This window comes from Alcaligenes faecalis (assembly GCF_005311025.1).
Classification (GTDB): domain Bacteria; phylum Pseudomonadota; class Gammaproteobacteria; order Burkholderiales; family Burkholderiaceae_B; genus Alcaligenes; species Alcaligenes phenolicus.
The window spans coordinates 1,038,187-1,054,702 of record NZ_CP031747.1; the positions used below are offsets into that span (position 1 = coordinate 1,038,187).

Annotated in this window: 12 protein-coding genes; 7 read left to right on the top strand and 5 right to left on the bottom strand. The window is 56.4% G+C overall.

The genetic code is table 11. From position 1 onward, the window contains the following. The first annotated feature begins 251 nt into the window (after nucleotides 1-251). From D0C27_RS04785 to D0C27_RS04795, 3 genes are all read left to right on the top strand, one after another. Entirely contained in the window at nucleotides 252-2,786 is a 2,535-nt protein-coding gene (locus D0C27_RS04785) for a TonB-dependent siderophore receptor (RefSeq protein ID WP_137430523.1), read from the top strand. Nucleotides 2,787-2,817: 31 nt separating this feature from the next. Continuing rightward, nucleotides 2,818-4,059 carry a YncE family protein gene (locus tag D0C27_RS04790; protein ID WP_240688312.1) on the top strand — a complete coding sequence of 414 codons (1,242 nt, stop codon included), beginning with the start codon at nucleotides 2,818-2,820 and terminating at the stop codon, nucleotides 4,057-4,059. A gap of 198 nt (nucleotides 4,060-4,257) precedes the next feature. Then, the gene (locus tag D0C27_RS04795) at nucleotides 4,258-4,596 is read left to right on the top strand and encodes a DUF6616 family protein (protein ID WP_115634563.1); all 339 of its coding nucleotides are present in this window, start codon (nucleotides 4,258-4,260) and stop codon (nucleotides 4,594-4,596) included. 127 nt (nucleotides 4,597-4,723) lie between these two features. Here the strand turns inward: D0C27_RS04795 and D0C27_RS04800 are convergent, their stop codons facing one another. The 4 genes from D0C27_RS04800 to D0C27_RS04815 all read right to left on the bottom strand — a co-directional run bounded on the left by D0C27_RS04800 (nucleotide 4,724) and on the right by D0C27_RS04815 (nucleotide 10,095). Beyond that, nucleotides 4,724-5,872, bottom strand: a complete 1,149-nt coding sequence (locus D0C27_RS04800; protein ID WP_137430524.1) for a YncE family protein — start codon at nucleotides 5,870-5,872, stop codon at nucleotides 4,724-4,726. Nucleotides 5,873-5,907: 35 nt separating this feature from the next. Further along, nucleotides 5,908-8,247 carry a TonB-dependent receptor gene (locus D0C27_RS04805; protein WP_137430525.1) on the bottom strand — a complete coding sequence of 780 codons (2,340 nt, stop codon included), beginning with the start codon at nucleotides 8,245-8,247 and terminating at the stop codon, nucleotides 5,908-5,910. 268 nt (nucleotides 8,248-8,515) lie between these two features. Then, on the bottom strand, nucleotides 8,516-9,550 hold the full coding sequence (locus D0C27_RS04810) for a FecR family protein (RefSeq protein ID WP_137430526.1): 1,035 nt from the start codon (nucleotides 9,548-9,550) through the stop codon (nucleotides 8,516-8,518). Next, nucleotides 9,547-10,095 carry an RNA polymerase sigma factor gene (locus tag D0C27_RS04815; protein ID WP_137430527.1) on the bottom strand — a complete coding sequence of 183 codons (549 nt, stop codon included), beginning with the start codon at nucleotides 10,093-10,095 and terminating at the stop codon, nucleotides 9,547-9,549. Before D0C27_RS04815 ends, D0C27_RS04810 begins: the two co-directional genes overlap by 4 nt. A 225-nt stretch (nucleotides 10,096-10,320) precedes the next feature. Here D0C27_RS04815 and D0C27_RS04820 point away from each other — a divergent pair, with 225 nt between their 5' ends. The 4 genes from D0C27_RS04820 (at nucleotide 10,321) to D0C27_RS04835 (ending at nucleotide 15,445) form a co-directional block, all read left to right on the top strand. Further along, complete coding sequence (locus D0C27_RS04820; RefSeq protein ID WP_060185471.1) at nucleotides 10,321-12,276, top strand: sigma-54-dependent Fis family transcriptional regulator; 1,956 nt, start codon at nucleotides 10,321-10,323, stop codon at nucleotides 12,274-12,276. A gap of 158 nt (nucleotides 12,277-12,434) precedes the next feature. After that, complete coding sequence (locus D0C27_RS04825; protein ID WP_060185470.1) at nucleotides 12,435-14,252, top strand: NAD(P)/FAD-dependent oxidoreductase; 1,818 nt, start codon at nucleotides 12,435-12,437, stop codon at nucleotides 14,250-14,252. Between the two features lie 597 nt (nucleotides 14,253-14,849). Further along, nucleotides 14,850-15,194 (top strand): BON domain-containing protein, encoded by a 345-nt coding sequence (locus tag D0C27_RS04830; protein ID WP_035269768.1) that lies wholly within the window; start codon nucleotides 14,850-14,852, stop codon nucleotides 15,192-15,194. 53 nt (nucleotides 15,195-15,247) lie between these two features. Then, a complete protein-coding gene (locus D0C27_RS04835) occupies nucleotides 15,248-15,445 on the top strand; it encodes a CsbD family protein (RefSeq protein WP_094198044.1) in 198 nt (65 codons plus the stop codon). An 80-nt stretch (nucleotides 15,446-15,525) separates the two neighbouring features. Here the strand turns inward: D0C27_RS04835 and D0C27_RS04840 are convergent, their stop codons facing one another. Beyond that, nucleotides 15,526-16,431, bottom strand: a complete 906-nt coding sequence (locus D0C27_RS04840) for a LysR family transcriptional regulator (protein WP_137430528.1) — start codon at nucleotides 16,429-16,431, stop codon at nucleotides 15,526-15,528. Nucleotides 16,432-16,516 lie beyond the last annotated feature (85 nt).

Sequence of the window (16,516 nt, forward strand, 5' to 3'; positions counted from 1 at the left end):
AAAAATAAAAACCTATCAGATTCAAAGGCTTGCCGGATTTGGGCCAAAAAATCTCAAAAAAGATGCAAAAGCAGGTTCCGGGTTTTGGAGACTTGGTGGTTTTAGACAGTAAGAGGACCTGATTGGCGTGAGGCCAATGAAGCAGGAGGCAGCCCGCCGTGGCTGCTCAGTACTGAACATCAACGCAAGAACATCGTTCAGGTTCATCGTTTTTATTGTGACTGACCCGTGTTTTTGAAGGATGTCTCCTTATGCATCGTCGCCTCGATCCCCTTTCCCTATCCAAGGATGCAGGATCGCATTGCGCCCCTTTGCGTCCACTGGCCTTGGCCCTGTATGTGTTGATGGCCGGCAGCGCCTTTGTCGTGAGTACCCAGCCTGCCCAGGCGGCCACGCAAAACAGCCCGACGGCAGACAAGACACAGCGTTATGACATACCAGCAGGCCCCTTGAGCCGGGTGTTGATGCGCTTCTCGCAAGAAAGCGGGGTCTATCTGGTTGGCGCAGGCAGCGTGGCCGAAGGCAAGCAAAGCGCGGGCCTGAAAGGCAATTACAGCGTGGTGCAGGCTTTGGGTACTTTGCTGGCAGGCACGGGCATCAAGTATTCGCGTGATGCCAATACCGTCAATTTGTGGCCCGTCACGGAAACCACTCAATTGGCCCCCGTGCGTGTGCAGGGCACCTTGAATCGGGCGACTGAAGACACAGGCTTGTACACGCTGAACGGTACCAGCAGCACCGCGACGCGCTTGAACATGGACACCCAGCACACGCCGCAGTCGGTCAGTGTGATGACGCGCCAGCAAATGGATGATTTCGGCCTGACCAGCTTCGATGATGTGATGAACTTTACCACCGGCGTGACGGCCAATACGGCTGCGGTGGGAGGCGGGTTTCAGTTTCAGGCCCGTGGCTTTGACATCAGCAATGTGCAAGTGGATGGCGTGCAAAGCAGCTACCGTGCTGCCGGGCGTGGAGCATTTAATCCTATTTCTCTGGATATGGATTTATACGACCGTGTGGAAGTCGTGCGCGGAGCGACAGGTTTGTTGTCGCCTACCGGCGAGCCCTCCGCCTTGATCAATTTGATTCGCAAACGTCCGCAAGCAGAATTTGGCGGCAAGTTAAGCGCCCACTATGGCTCCTGGAACGACAAACGCGTAACGGCGGATGTGACCGGCCCGCTGACTGAAGACGGCCGTTTGCGTATGCGTGTTATTGGTTCGCGCAAGCAGGCGGACTCCTTCATGGATCGCCAGGACCACAAGAACGATTTGCTGTCCGGCATGTTGGAATTCGATTTGACTGACCGAACCTTGCTGACCGCGGGCTACGACTACCAGACCGCCAAGCTGCGAGGCGAAGGCAATATGGGTGTGCCCTTGTTTACCAGCGAGGGCGACCGTATTGACGTTTCGCGCTCCATGTCGCTGGTGCCGGATTGGACCTACTGGGACAAGAAGCATCAAAACGCTTTCTTCTCGGTCGAGCATGAGTTTGAAAACAAGTGGAATGCCAAGCTCAGCTACAGCCATCAACGTGACGATGGTGATGCCTTGATTACTGGCCTGGGGCAGGGCGTGAATCCGGTGGTGCGCCCGGACGGATCCGGCATAGGCATCCGCGCCAACCTGGCCGCCAATGGCTATCGCCATCAGGACAACCTGGAGTTGTCGGCCAATGGTCCTTTCGAGCTGTTTGGCCGCGAGCACCAGCTGATGTTCGGTTTTAACGGCACTCGCAAGCGTGACACCACGTATACCATGCAGGTCAGCGATACCCGCAATTGGTTCATCCCCAATATTTACGACTGGGACGGCTATATGCCCGAGCCCAGCGTCAGCCGCACAGGTGAATGGAACCGCGTCCACACACGCGAATACGGTTTCTTTGCCGGCACGCGCCTGAACATTATTGATCCCTTGAATGTGATCATGGGCATGCGCTTGTCGGACTACAAAACCTACCGTGACAACTACGGTAAAACCGGCCAGTTCACCGGCGTGTCCAACGAGCTGCGCAATCGCAATGAAATTACGCCGTACTTTGGGGTGACGTATGACATCAACCCGAACCTGACGGCCTACGCCAGTTATACCCGCCTGTTCCAGCCGCAAAGCTACAAGGACATCAACGAGAACTTCCTGGATCCCATTACTGGGGTGAACCGTGAAATTGGTCTGAAAGGCAGCTTGATGGAGGAGGCCCTGCAGTTCTCCCTGGCCGCTTTCGAGACCCGTCAAAACAATCTGGCCGTGCTGGACCCTTCGGTGCCGGATGACTTCCTATTGCCTGATGGCAGCCGCCCCTACGTGTCTTCGGGTGCTGGCAACAAAACCAAAGGTTTTGAAGTGGAGCTAAGCGGCGCACTGACCAACAACTGGAATGTGTTTGCTTCTTATAGCTACGCCAGCACTAAAAACGGTGAAGGCGAGCGGATCAACACCTACATTCCCAGCCAAACCTTCCGTCTGGGCACTATGTACCAATTCTCCGGTGCGTTGCAAGGCTTGAGCGCCGGCGCCACAGTGAATTGGTTTGGCAAGCGTGATCTGTGGACGGCTGGCCGTCCTTACACCGCCAGCAACGGCAAGGTGCTGGAAGACACCCACAGCAGCTATGCCCTGGTTGGCCTGCACGCCAATTACCGCGTGAACCAGCATTGGAATGCCAAGCTCACGGTAAACAATTTGTTCGACAAGCGTTACTACGACAACTTCGTGATCTTCCGGGCACGTTACGGCGCGCCGCGCAATGTGCATCTGTCCATTGATTACCAGTGGTAATTCCTTCCCCCACTTTTATCGAGCCTAAATTATGACGTCGTCTACTACTCGCCATCTTGTGCGTGGTCTGTACCTTGCTATTGCAATGAGCTTGTCGGCCGGCTACGTACACGCCAAAACTCCTGCCCCTGCAGGCTACCAAGCCGTTACCCAAGCACAGATCATGCAAAAACCGACTGCCGCCGAAGTTCTGGAAATCGTCTTCAGCCCTGCGCAATCCAGCTTGTACGTGTCCTCTCCCAACTGGAAGGACGAGACCTTGTCGCGCACGCTGGTGCTGGACCCCAAGACCCTGGAAATCAAGCAAGAGATTCCCATGGAGGCCAAGAGCTTTGGGGTAGCCCTGGATGATGCCGCCAACCGCCTGTATCTGACTCAAGGTTTCAACGGCACGATCGCCGTAGTCGATACTGCCAAGAACGAGGTAATCAAGCGCATTCCTGTGCAGGAAAAAATCAATTTCCAGGACACCATCAATGCTGCTGACTTCGGCCAGGCACGTAAAGACGGTTTGTTGAAGATGATGGAGCGCTTCAAGATCACCGAGGACTTCCAGTACAAGATGCGTGAACTGGTTGTGGACAAGAAAAACCACCGCGTGTTTGCGCCTGGTCTGGGCCTGGGTTTCGACAGCGTGCTGTTCGTGGTGAATACCCGGACATTGGAGCTGGAAAAAGTGCTGCCGGGCTTTGGCTATAACGTAGTGGGCATCACCCTGGACGAGGCCAATAACCGCTTGTTTGTCTCCAATATGCAGGGCCAACTGATGGTCGTGAATACCCAGACCTTGAACATTGATCAGGTCTTGGAAATTGAGGCCGACCAACTGCTGAATCTGAGCTACGACCCGGCCCAGAACCGCTTGTTCGGTGTGGACCAAGGTATCGACCGCGATGACGCCCGTAATCTGCACCTGGAGCGTGAATACAAGCGCCGCAGCGCGGGCCACCAGGTGTTTGTGCTGAATGCCGATAACGGCAAAACCCTGGCTGTGATGCCTACTGGCGAAGTGCCAATTGGCGTGCGTTTTGATGCTGAATCCCAGCGTCTGTTTGTAGCGAATCGTGGCGGTGTGCGCGAGAAAGAAGGCAAGGGTTCGGTCAGTGTTTTCGATACGGTGAACTACAAACCGCTGCAAACCATTGAGCTGGCTCCACACCCCAACAGCCTGGAATACCTCCCCGCTGAAAAAGCCTTGTACGTGTCGGTGAAGAACGACGGCAATAGCAAGGAAAAAGGGACCAAAGAACGTATGGTGCGTATCCAGTTTTAAGCTGATTTCGCAGGCAGCCATGCTGCACGACTGAGTGACAAGGTGGGTCCAAGCCCGGGTTCGGCGTCATGCCGAGTTCGGGCTTTTTTACGTGTGTGCACTGCTTGCGATATTTAGTGTGAATCTATAAGATTAGATATCTAATCAAATTGAATTTTTCAGCATTTTGTGCCTATTTCAGCTAAAGGAAAACTGCCCATGTCTCACTATCTGATCGAGCTTTATTCGCCTAATGCCAAGTGGAAGGCATTGCCCGAAAAGCAGCGTCAGCATTTTCTGGCCAGCCTTCAGGAAGCGATGGGTGGCCTCTCCAGTCTGGGTATCGAGGTGCTGTCCCTGACAGCAGCTGAGCACGATATTGACCACGCCAGCGACCACCGCTTTATGGGTGTTTGGCGCTTCCCGGATCAACAGGCATGCAAGGCACTGCTGGCTGGTATCAAAGCCAGTGGCTGGTACGAGTATTTCGACCATATCAATGCGGCAGGGGCAGAGGGAGGCTTTGCCCAGCATCTGACGGATCTGGCCCAGGCCTGATCGCGGGCAGTGCTGTTTTGCAGGGCCGGAAGGCCGTGGTGTGAAAGCTGATGCAAATAGGGGTTGGGAACAGGCGCTCCAGCCCGTTCCCAACCCCGTTATCATTATTGGTGATCAGTTCCCAGCATCAGAACTGAATGCGCGCCACACTCTCGAACGTACCCTTGGCAGCATCTTCGCCGTTCTTTACCGTGGCATACACATCGCCGTTTTTCTTGGCGATAGCCAAGGTATTAGGGTGCGCCGGGGTGCTGATGCTGTGCAGTTGGCGGTAGGTATTGCTGTCGAACACGGTGATCTCGCCTGACTCGCGGTTGGTCACCAGCAAGCGTTGGCGTGCCGGGTCCAGCTTCAGATTGACGGGGCCGGAGGCGGGCATTTCTGCCACCATTTTCTCGGTATTCAAGTCAATGGCTATAACGCGGTGGCCGGGGTGGCGGGATTGATAACCCGGAATGCCACGTTCCTGGAACCCACGCATTTTGGGATGGCCCTGGTCTACCGCCAACAGACGATGGTTAGCCTCGTCATACGCCAGATTCAAGGGCTGTTCCGCACCCAGCTTGAAGCGATTCACGATTTCATTGGATTGCGTGTCCACCACCACCGCTTCGCCTTGCATATTGGAGACATACAGGCGCTGGTGCTTGGCGTCCAGTGCGATACCCGTAGCGGTAAAACCAAAGCCGGGAATGATTTTCTCTACCTTGTTGGCCTGGGTATCAATCACGAACAGCTTGCTTTGTGTGTTGTCGAAAGCAGGCATGTACAAGCGATGGTTGGCGGTATCCAGCATCAACTGGCGGAAATGGTACTCAGGCCGCTCCTTGCCGTCCTTGCCCTTGAGCATGGGGGCCAGTTGTGCGGTCTGCAGCACCTGGCGATTTTGCGTGTCGACAATGGTGATGGCTCCTTGGCCTGTGTTGCCTACATACAAGCGGTTGGCCCGGTCATCCAGAGCCAGGCTGAATGCCTTGCGAGTCAGCGGAATGGTGCCCACCACCTTCAGGTCTGCGGGATTCACGATCAGAATTTGATAGGGCACGGTGCTGTCGCTAAAACTGCCGGCAGACGCCACAAACAGCAGGTCCAGCTTGTCGCTATAGACCAGTTCGTAAATGCCCTGGGCAATTTGGGCGCGGCTTACCGCAGGCTCGGCACGGTTTTCTACTGCGGTTGGGGCGGTGCTGTGCGTATGTTGTGCGGGTGTGCTGCATGCCATCAGGCTGGCTGCCAACGCCGCGTATACCAGGGTAGAAGCAAAAGTTCGGGTCATGGAAGTGGGCCGTATAAAAGGGTTGAACATCGCCATCAGAACTCGAAGGTGGCAGAAAGGTTGAAGGTGCGAGGCTGGCTTACGCCGCGCCACAAGACCCCATACCAGTAGTGGGAGTTGGCGACGTTATAGACCGTGCCACGGAAGGTGACCGGGGTAGACGCAATCCTGGTGGCATAGGCAAAGCCCAGGTCGTAACGGCGCCAGCTGGGGATGGACTGCACATTGGCTTGATCCAGGTATTGTTTGCCGGTGTGGATGGCATTGGCTGTCAGCGTCAGGCCGTTGATCTGCGGTACGTCATAGGCCACGCCCAGCTTGGCTTCAAAGCGTGGAACTTCCGGGGCGTCATTGCCTTGGTACAGGCCGCTTTGGGTCTTGGTCAGCTTGGCTTGTTTCCAGCTCAGACCACCGATCAGGCGCAGGCCTTTCATGGGTTCGCCAAACACTTCCCACTCCACACCGCGATTGCGCTGCTCGCCATCAAAGCTGTAAATATTGTCGGCATTGGTCACGGCGCTAGGACGGGTGATTTCAAACACGGCCAGCGTGGTGGCGAAGCTGCCAGCGTCGTACTTCACGCCCAGCTCTTTTTGCCTGGATTTGTAGGGCGCAAACATTTCACCTGCATTGGCGGCGCTGACCGGGGCCTGGGCTCCCGCACTTAGCCCTTCAATGTAGTTTCCGTAAACCGAGACTTGATCCGTCAGCTTGAACAAGGCGGCAACTGCAGGCGTCGTGGCGCTCTCGTCATATACATCCCCTTTAACCTGGCCGGTAATGGGGTCAAAGGTCTTTTGCTTGACCCGCTGCTGGCGTACGCCCACGGTCAGCTGCAAGCGATCGTCCAGCATGGACAGGGTATCCGCTACGCCTATGCTTTGCAGGGTGTTTTCATTGCTTTTGGGGATGCTGGGTGAATAGTCGACATTGGTCGGTTTGGAGACGTAGGTGGGGTCATAAATATTGCCTCCGGGCAGACCGGCAATCGGGTAGTTGGCGCGTACTTGATAGACGGTCCGTTCCGAGGCATTGGCGTTAACCGACAATTGGTGGCTGATGGGACCTGTCTCGAATTTGGTCTGGGCGCCAATGTCGGCGGCCAGATTCTTGAACTTGGAATTCCACACCAGCACGGAGTCACGCGCAAAGTCACCATTTTCATTCAACAAACGCCAGTTCATGACGTTGGCCGTCATCTTGCGGTCGTTGTGACCAACACTGGCCCAGACCGTGGTGTCATCGCTCAGGTCGTACTCGCCCTTAAGCATGAACAAGTCACCCTTGGTGTTGTAGATGGACCAGGGCTCGCCAGCAATCAGCTTGTCGTGGGTAGGAGGGGCCGGAACCGCAGACAGACGGGACGTGATCTGGGCAGAGACCCCGTCGGTGTTTTCTTCATTGTGAATCCAGTCCAGGCCTACGCGCAGTCGGGAACCACGATAATCCAGCCCCAGACCAACGGCTTCGTTGTCCACCTTCTTGTGCTTGACGGCGGTTTCGCCCTTGCGCTTGCTGGCATTGATGCGAATGCCCCATTCATTGTCAGCCCCGAAGCGACGACCAAAGTCCACCTTGCCGGAGTAGATGGAGTCGCTTTCATAACCCAGCGTCACGCGGTTGATGGCTTCGTCCGTGGCTCGCTTGGTGACGGTATTGACGGTACCGGCCACGCTGCCGCTGGGCATCATGCCGTTGAGCAGGGCAGAGGGGCCTTTGAAGATTTCCACACGTTCAGCAAAGTCGCCCAGGCTACGGTTGCCGTAAGAGGCCAGACCGTACAGGCCATTGATCCCCAGATCCTCAAAACCGGCGGTGCTGAAACCACGGATATGGACCGAGGCGTAGTTGCTCAAGTCGTAGTCGCTGCCTGTGGTGGAGACCGAAGGGTCCGAGTCCGAAATTACTTTCAGCAGATTACCGGAGGGGCTGTTTTCAATCGACTCGCGGGTATACGCCTTGGTGCTGAAAGGCGTTTCCATAAAGTCCTTGTTGCCCAGCATTCCCACCCGACTGCCCGTGGCCAGTTGTCCGCCTGCATAGGTGGGTGTCAGGCCATTCAGGGAGCCGGTAACGGTGACGGGAGCCAATTGCGTGACCTGGCTGTCTGCGTTGGGGGCCATGGCTGTCAGGGACACATTCTTGCCGCGGCGTTGATAGCGGATATTGGTATTGGCCAGCACTTGGCCCAAGGCCTGATCCGCCGTCAGGCTGCCCGAGACTGCAGGGGCGTACAGTCCTTTGACAATCTCGGGAGAGTAAGCCAGATCCAGTGAATAGCGGTTAGCCAGTTCAAGCAGGGCCTGGCTCAAAGGTTGAGCGGGAATGCTGATGGAGATGGCAGCGCTTTTAGCGTGGGCAGGGGCCGCACTCATGCCTAAAAGCACAGCAGCAGTTAGGCAGCTTATTGAGAAGGAAACAAAAGTCTTGCTGCTCGCAGCACGGCTGCGGCCTGTTCGGGTCTGGTTCACTGAGCGAGGGTTCCGTTAGGGTTGCGGGCGTTTCGTGACACAGGCCACAGCGATGGCGCGGCGGGGTGTACAAAAAACGGCCTCTTATGGATAAAGACAAAGCAGCCGAAACAAAACCTGATAAAAATCTGAGCCGAATTTGAAACTAATTGTTTCTTCATTCGGCCATGCCTTATGGGCGGCGTGACACCACGGGAGTGCCGTCCCGTAAATAACTGACGGTGACAGGAACAATATCGGGCAGCAGTTCCAGAAAGCCCGCCGTGTCCCCGGTACTGAAGGCCCCGGCAATATGCAGTCCTTGCAGTTCCTGGCGGTTCGCCTGCACCGCCTTGGGAGCGTAGCGGTTGATCTCGTTGATCGCTTCGATCAACGGCGTGTCGCTAAACAGCAAGCGGCCCTGCGTCCAGGCCATCAGGGAGGCGACATCACCGTCACCCATAGGAACCAGATCCGTGCCCGCTTGCGCGCTGACGCCTTGCTTGGCAGTCAGGGCGGCAGTGCTGCGGCTCCACCAAGGACCATGCTGAACCTGTACGGAGCCCGATTCCACCACTACCCGCACTTGTGCCTCATCCCGTCGCACTCCAAAGCGGGTGCCTGTGACGCGTACAGAGGTATCCCCGGCATCCACCAGGAAGGGGCGCTGGGTATCACTGGCAACGGTGAAGGAGGCTTCGCCCGAAGCCAGGGTTACGACACGGCTCTGTTCAAACAGTTGCACATGCAGGGTGGTGGCCGTGTTCAGCTCAATAATCGAGCCGTCCGGTAAAGAAACCTGTTCGCGCTCGCCCTGACGAGTGGCAAATTGCTGCTCATACAGCGTTTCGCCCTGATGAAACCAGGACAGGGCAATGCCGCCACTGATGGCGGCGGTGCAGGCAGCAGCGCCACCAATCAGTAAACCACGACGTTGCAGAAAACGGGGAGCGGGGGTGGCTGGTTCCTGAGCCAGCTGACGCAGGCGATTGCCAGGCAACAGGCTGATGGCATTCCAGATCCCTTGGGCCCGCTTGTATTCCAGCAGGTGTGCCGGATTGGCATCTAGCCAGGCTTGCAGCTGTTTGCGCTCGGCCTCGTCCATGCGTCCCGATTTCTCGCGCGCAAGCCAGAACGAGGCCGCATCGCGGGGGTCCTGCTCGCTGGAAGGGGCAATGGGATCGTTCACAGAATCATGGTCCGACAAGGGAGCGTCAAATAAACTCATCGGATTATAGGCTTGCCAGCCTTGTCCACGCGGCCGATATCAGGGGGGCAGAAGCTGTGCAGCTGCCCGCGGATATGGCGTGTTGAGTCGATGACATAGCGTTCGACAGTATTGATCGCCAGCCCCATTTTCTGGGCAATTTCAGCGTGGGTATAGCCTTCCAGTCGGTGATAAATAAAGACTTGGCGCTTTTTCAAGGGCAATTGCGCCAGCGCCGTTTCCAATGCCTGAGCCAGATCGCTGGCATGCAAATGGGATTCGGGGTCGGCCAGCAGCGGGTGATCTTCCTCGGCCAACTCTTCCAAAGAAACCAGATTGGCACGGGACTGCCGCTTGACCTCATTGATCAGGCGATTGTGCGCAGAGCGCATCAAATACGCTTTGGGACTCAGAACCGCTTCCGAACCCTTGCTAAGAAACTGCAGGGCCGATTCCTGGGCGGCATCTTCCGCATCGCAGGGCAGGGAGTTGCGCTTTGCCCATGTCCCGATCAACCCGCTGTAATGAGCGAGCCAAGCTTTGAGGAATGGCGGTGAGCGGGACATGACAATGCAGGCAAACAAAGCGGGTGAGCAGGGAAGCGCTCATATTAGCAATAATTCTCATTCCCATGTCCGAATTGCTTGCAGAGTGTGTCTGCTTGGAGACGGTGTGGGATGCTGCACCGCATCTCAAGGAAAACCTCCATGTACGGCAGCTAAGCATGACGGCACACTGGAAGATAGGCCGCGCCCGCCCGGGGGTGGTCTGTTTTCGGGATGAGCGCAGATATGCAGTCTTCACATGTGGCACACGTCCAAGAGATCACGGCTGTTTGGCAGGGCAGCCTGTCCCGGCGCGATCAGGCTGTGGTCCACAGCTGGAGACGATGCATTGAGCATCACAGACTGGACCCGGCGCAGGCTTGCGAGGCCTATATCGTGCCGGACTCCCAATTGCGCGAGCATCGTCAGCAGTCCGAAGCCCTGATCAATATTGCGCGCTCCGGGCTGGAGCGGCTTTATCAGCAGGTCTCCGGGCTGAATTACGTGTTGCTGCTGTCCGATAACAAGGGCGTCACGGTTGATTTCCTGGGCTCGGATGGACAGCGTGATGCCTTGCGGCAGGCCGGTCTGTATATGGGCTCGGAATGGTCTGAAGAGCGCGCGGGAACGTGCGCGGTGGGCACTTGTCTGCACACGGGCGAGGCCCTGACCATTCACCAAAACGATCATTTCGATCATATGCACGCGCCCCTGTCCTGCACGGCGGCGCCTATCTATCATTACGACGGCGAGCTGGCTGCGGTGCTGGATTTATCCTTGCTGCAGTCGCCGCAGGCCAAGGCTAGCCAAGGTTTGGCCCTGCACCTTGCCAATGCGGCTACCCGCCGTATTGAGCTGGCCAATTTGATGGCCTGTCACCGTCAGGAATGGATTTTATGCTTGTCGCAGTCGCCGGAGTTTCTGGATATTGATCCGGAAGCGGCTATTGCGATTGATGGCTCCGGCCGTATCAAGGGCATGACGCATACGGGGGCGCGCATTCTGGCGCGGGCGGCGGGGGTGGATTGGCGTAATCCTGCGGGTTTGTTGGGGCAGAGCTTGATGCGCTTTCTGCATCTGGAAGTGGACCAGTTGCCGACCTTGATGCGTTACCGCCCCACGCAGGAGCGTGTCGTTATGGCACGTGATGGCAGTGTGCTGTTTGCCCATGCCATTGAACCCCGACGTGTGTTGAGCAACCGGTCTGTGGGGATGGATGGGGCAGCCGTGGATGCCGCCTTGCCACAGGCCTTGCGAGGTTTGGCAGGCACGGATGCGGCCATGCAGTCCATGCTATTGAAAGCCGCGCGTTTGGCAACGCGGGAAATGCCGGTGTTGTTGCAGGGCGAGACAGGTTCGGGCAAAGAGTATTTGGCACGTGCGATTCACACGGCTAGCGGCCGTGGCGGGAATTTTGTGGCCGTCAATTGTGCGGCCTTGCCCGAGAGCCTGATTGAAAGCGAATTGTTTGGCTATCTGGCTGGTACGTACACCGGCGGTGCTGCACGTGGTCGCACGGGTTTGATCGAGGCGGCTGATGGAGGCACCCTGTTCCTGGACGAGATCGGCGATATGCCGCTGGCCCTGCAAAGCCGTTTACTGCGGGTGCTGGCCGAATCCGAGGTGATGCCTTTGGGCGCACGCACAAGCAAGCGCGTGGACCTGCGTGTGATTTCAGCCAGCCACCATGATTTAAGTGCCTTGGTAGAGCAAGGCCGCTTTCGTGCGGATTTGCTGTATCGCTTGAATGCGGCAGTGCTGGCCTTGCCCGCTTTGCGTCAGCGTAGTGATCTGGAATGGTTGGTGCAGCAGATATTGCATCGGCGTAATAAAGGCGATGTGCCCGGTTTGTCTCCCGAGGCCTGGCAAGCGCTGCAAGCCTACGAGTGGCCGGGTAATTTACGCGAGCTGGACAATGCGCTGGTGCTGGCATTGGCCTTGGCGGAAGGTTCCTGCATTGAGGTGCAGGATTTGCCGGAGGCCTTGCGAGAGCGGCGTCTGGCCACATCGACAGGCAGCCCAACGGCCGCAGCCGTCTCTGCCGGAGAGTCGTCCTGGCAGCAGGTTTTGCAGGCCTGTGGCGATAACGTGAGTGCAGCGGCCCGGCAGTTGGGTATCAGCCGGTCCACTTTGCATCGTTATATCAAACGGGCAGGCGTAGCTCGCCAAGAGTCGCCCTCTGACACAGGTTGCGACACCTGATGCACCACCTGTGTCACCGCTGGCACAGTTTCACCGCCTTAAAACAGGCAGCACCCCTTTAAAACAAGCCACTCCCGGTTTGGCACGGTGTTTGCTATGTACTCCATAGCTGGGCAACAAAAGCCCGGCGCAACATTAAAACGATATGGAGACAAATCATGCAAACACAGCAGCAACTGCAGCCGTCTGCGCGACAGTTGGACACGGTTCTTGAACAGCTGACCCATGCGCTTGCCAGCAATGCACCGGACGATGCGGCAGCCCTGTTTGCCGAAGAATGTTTTTGGCGTGATCTGGTCATGTTCACCTGGAATATCCGAACCATGGAAGGACGTGACCAGATCCGCGACATGCTGACGCAGCAACAGCAAGGTGCCGTGTCAGCCAGGTTCGAGCGCGACAGTGCCGAGCCGGTCAGTGACGACGGCCGAGGTTTGGTGGAGGGCTGGTTTCGTGTGGAAACTGACGTGGCGCGTGGCTACGGCCATATTCGGGTCAAGGACGGGAAGATCTGGACCTTTCTGACCACCATGTCGGAATTGAAAGGGCACGAGGAGCCTTTGGGTGTGCGCCGCCCCATGGGGGCCGAGCATGGCATTCGCCGTGGGCGTCAGACCTGGCAGGAACGTCGTCAACAGGAGCAGGCTGAGTTGGGCACGACCGAGCAGCCCTATGTGCTGGTGATCGGCGGCGGGCAGGGTGGTATTGCGCTGGGCGCGCGCCTGCGGCAGTTGAATGTACCCGCGCTCATCATTGATCAACATGCCCGCCCTGGCGATAGCTGGCGCAAACGCTACAAGTCGCTGTGCCTGCACGACCCCGTCTGGTACGACCACCTGCCTTACATGCCTTTCCCCGATAACTGGCCTGTCTTTGCACCCAAGGACAAGATTGGCGACTGGCTGGAAATGTACGTCAAGGTGATGGAGCTGAATTACTGGAGCAGCACCGTATGCAAGAAGGTGCGCTACGACGAGTCCAGCCAGACCTGGGAAGTGGAGATCGAACGTGATGGCAAGCCCATGACGTTACGGCCACAGCAATTGGTCTTTGCTACGGGCATGTCCGGCAAGGCGAATGTGCCCAGCATAAAGGGGCAGGATGTGTTCAAGGGTGAACAGCAGCACTCCTCGCAGCATCCCGGACCGGAAGCATATGCGGGCAAGAAAGTAGTGGTGATCGGGGCCAATAACTCGGCGCACGATATTTGCGCGGCGCTGTGGGAGGCGGGGGCAGATGTCACCATGGTGCAGCGTTCGTCCACGCATATTGTGCGATCCGACTCCTTGATGGAGATCGGCTTGGGAGATCTATATTCTGAACGGGCACTGGCATCGGGAGTCACCACGCGCAAGGCAGATTTGCTCTTTGCCTCTCTGCCGTACCGCATCATGGCGGACTTCCAGATTCCTGTGTACGACAAGATCCGCGAGCGCGATGCACAGTTCTATCAGAAGCTGGAGGAGGCAGGCTTCATGCTGGATTGGGGTGACGATGGCTCCGGTTTGTTCATGAAGTATCTGCGTCGTGCTTCGGGCTATTACATCGATGTGGGCGCTTGCGAGCTGATTATTGATGGCAGCATCAAGTTGAAGTCTCGGACCGGTATCAGTCATTTGACCGAGAACGCTGTGGTGCTGACAGACGGTACGGAATTGCCTGCGGACCTGGTGGTGTATGCCACGGGCTACGGTTCCATGAATGGCTGGGTGGCCGATCTGGCAGGCCAGGAAATGGCGGACCGGGTGGGCAAGTGCTGGGGTCTGGGTTCGGAAACCACCAAAGATCCAGGGCCATGGGAGGGCGAGCAGCGCAATATGTGGAAGCCTACTCAGCAGCCAAATCTGTGGTTCCATGGCGGCAATCTGCATCAGTCGCGTCATTACTCACAGTACCTGGCCTTGCAGCTGAAGGCGCGTCAGGCGGGCTTGCCGGTGCAGGTTTATGGGATGCAGGAGGTGCATCATCTGCGTTGATGGGTAAAGTCCTTGTTGTTCGAGTGGAGGTGTGTGGGTTTGCACCTTGTTCTGATTTTGGCCAGATTATCAATTTGATGATCTGGCTTTTTTTGTGTTTACCGGCTGCGGCAGGCGTATCTGCACTGCAAGCACCGTGGCCAGGACGCTTGTTTTGTTAGAAGTTTTGCTAAATTTTTTACCTGATGTATCTGGCCCGGACGGTCCCTCTGCAGAGAGCGACGCCCTGCTTTACTGCTCTGTTCTCACTCAGGATTGCCAGTCTCAAGGGGGCACGGGATCTTGGTTGAAAACGTGTGAAAACCAGTTGTGTTGTAGGTGGGAGCTGATTGAACTTGGCCAGCATGCAGGCCAGAATCTGACGAAACCCAGCAGCCTGTCATAAGCAGGGCGAATAGAATTTCATGGAAAGCAGGAAAAATTCTTATAAAGAAATCGCTTGTAGCATTTCGTAGTTTTCAGTCTGGTCGGGAGTGTTACGGTGGAACCATCCATTGCAAACAACGAAATTTTTGTTGATTGAACTGGACTTCTTTTAATAGCAGGGGCAAGGGTTTTTGAAATTGAAAATTCCCTTTCTGATATTGGAGAGCATATATGAAAAAATCCGCCATCCTATCCAGTGTATTAATGGCTACTGCCTTGAGCTTTGGTCTGCAAAGCGGCGCAATGGCCAATGAGCCAGCGGTCAATCAGGATCACTCGGCAACCGCAGGCGAAGCCGTCAGCGATACCTGGATCACCACCAAGATCAAGGCTGATCTGGCCAGCACCAAGGATTTGAAGAGCACGGATATCTCTGTTGAGACCAATAACGGTGTTGCAACATTGACCGGTACCGTGCCCAGCGAAATTGAACACAAGAAAGCCGTTGCTGCAACGGAAAGTGTGAAGGGCGTTGTGAAAGTCGATTCGTCGGGATTGAAAGTAAAACCGGAATAAATGTTCCGACATCAATCCTAATTGTGAATTCCCGTTGAAACAGGAGAACGACTATGAATGAAGATACGATCAAAGGTAAATGGAAACAGTTGTCTGGCAAGATTCAGGCCAAATGGGGAAAACTGACCAATGACGATATTGATGTTGCCGAAGGCAATACCGAATATCTGGTCGGCAAAATTCAGGAACGCTACGGCATTGCACGTGAAGAAGCTGAAAAGCAAGTTCGCGACTTTAATGGCGGCGTCTGATCCTTTGGCTTGATTGCCCAGGACTACAAAACGCCCTGCATATGCAGGGCGTTTTTCTTTGTGCCTTGGCAAGGTTGCTGTCAGTCCTCATCCATCTGCTGGTAGCGTTCGACCAGGTAATCCAGCAATGCTCGCACAGCTGGCATCTGCCCCCGGCGGGAGGAAAACACGGCATGAATGATTTCGCGTCGTGGAGCCCAGTCCGGAATCAGTTTCACCAAAGAGCCGTCGGCCAATTGATCGCAGACTACCAGGGTAGGCAACTGCACCACACCAACGCCTTTTAGTGCTGCGCAGCGCAAGGCCGTCATATCGGTGGTAATCAGGCGGGGCGTGTGATGCAGCACGGCTTGTGCGCCATCGGGACCATACAAGGTCCAGGTATGGCTTTGTTGTGGCAAACCCAATGCCAGGCTGGGATAGTCCGCCAGATCAGCGGGTGAGCCGGGCATTCCGTGGCGGGCAATCAGCTCCGGGCTGGCTATCAAACATTGGCTGCGGTCGGACAGAACACGCATCACCAGATCGCTGTCTTGCAATGGTGGCGGGCGCACGCGGATCGCCATATCCAGCGCTTCCCCGATCAGGTCCACGCGCCGGTTGGTGGCATCCAATTGCACCGTGACATGCGGGTAGCTGACCATGAAGTCGGCCAACATATCACTGACATGGGCGTTCAGTAAGGTGATGGGGCAACTGAGGCGCACCACACCGTGCGGCTCGGCACGTGTCAGTTCGATGGCTGCCTGTGCCGCTTCGGCCTCTACCAGCATGGCCTTGCAGTGCTCGTAATAGGTCTGGCCAATCTCGGTCACGGTAAAGCGGCGGGTGGAGCGCTGGATCAGCCGCACTCCCAGGCGCTCTTCCAGTGCAGCCAGCCTGCGGCTAAGCGTGGATTTGGGTAAACCCAGTGCGCGACCGGCCGGGGCAAAGCCGCCGTGATCCACAATCTGAACGTAGAAGTACAAGTCGTTTAAATCTTGCATGGCAGTTTTATCGTTCCATAAATGGAACATAGATGGCCGATTTAGGGGGCTACTGGCTTCGTTGTCCCGAGTTTATTCTGTCTCT

Bases quoted from the DNA above. Each gene is read 5' to 3' on its own strand.
- D0C27_RS04785 (WP_137430523.1), top strand. From the start codon at position 252: ATGCATCGTCGCCTCGATCCCCTTTCCCTATCCAAGGATGCAGGATCG.
- D0C27_RS04790 (WP_240688312.1), top strand. From the start codon at position 2,818: ATGACGTCGTCTACTACTCGCCATCTTGTGCGTGGTCTGTACCTTGCT.
- D0C27_RS04795 (WP_115634563.1), top strand. From the start codon at position 4,258: ATGTCTCACTATCTGATCGAGCTTTATTCGCCTAATGCCAAGTGGAAG.
- D0C27_RS04800 (WP_137430524.1), bottom strand. From the start codon at position 5,872: ATGACCCGAACTTTTGCTTCTACCCTGGTATACGCGGCGTTGGCAGCC.
- D0C27_RS04805 (WP_137430525.1), bottom strand. From the start codon at position 8,247: ATGAGTGCGGCCCCTGCCCACGCTAAAAGCGCTGCCATCTCCATCAGC.
- D0C27_RS04810 (WP_137430526.1), bottom strand. From the start codon at position 9,550: ATGAGTTTATTTGACGCTCCCTTGTCGGACCATGATTCTGTGAACGAT.
- D0C27_RS04815 (WP_137430527.1), bottom strand. From the start codon at position 10,095: ATGTCCCGCTCACCGCCATTCCTCAAAGCTTGGCTCGCTCATTACAGC.
- D0C27_RS04820 (WP_060185471.1), top strand. From the start codon at position 10,321: ATGCAGTCTTCACATGTGGCACACGTCCAAGAGATCACGGCTGTTTGG.
- D0C27_RS04825 (WP_060185470.1), top strand. From the start codon at position 12,435: ATGCAAACACAGCAGCAACTGCAGCCGTCTGCGCGACAGTTGGACACG.
- D0C27_RS04830 (WP_035269768.1), top strand. From the start codon at position 14,850: ATGAAAAAATCCGCCATCCTATCCAGTGTATTAATGGCTACTGCCTTG.
- D0C27_RS04835 (WP_094198044.1), top strand. From the start codon at position 15,248: ATGAATGAAGATACGATCAAAGGTAAATGGAAACAGTTGTCTGGCAAG.
- D0C27_RS04840 (WP_137430528.1), bottom strand. From the start codon at position 16,431: ATGCAAGATTTAAACGACTTGTACTTCTACGTTCAGATTGTGGATCAC.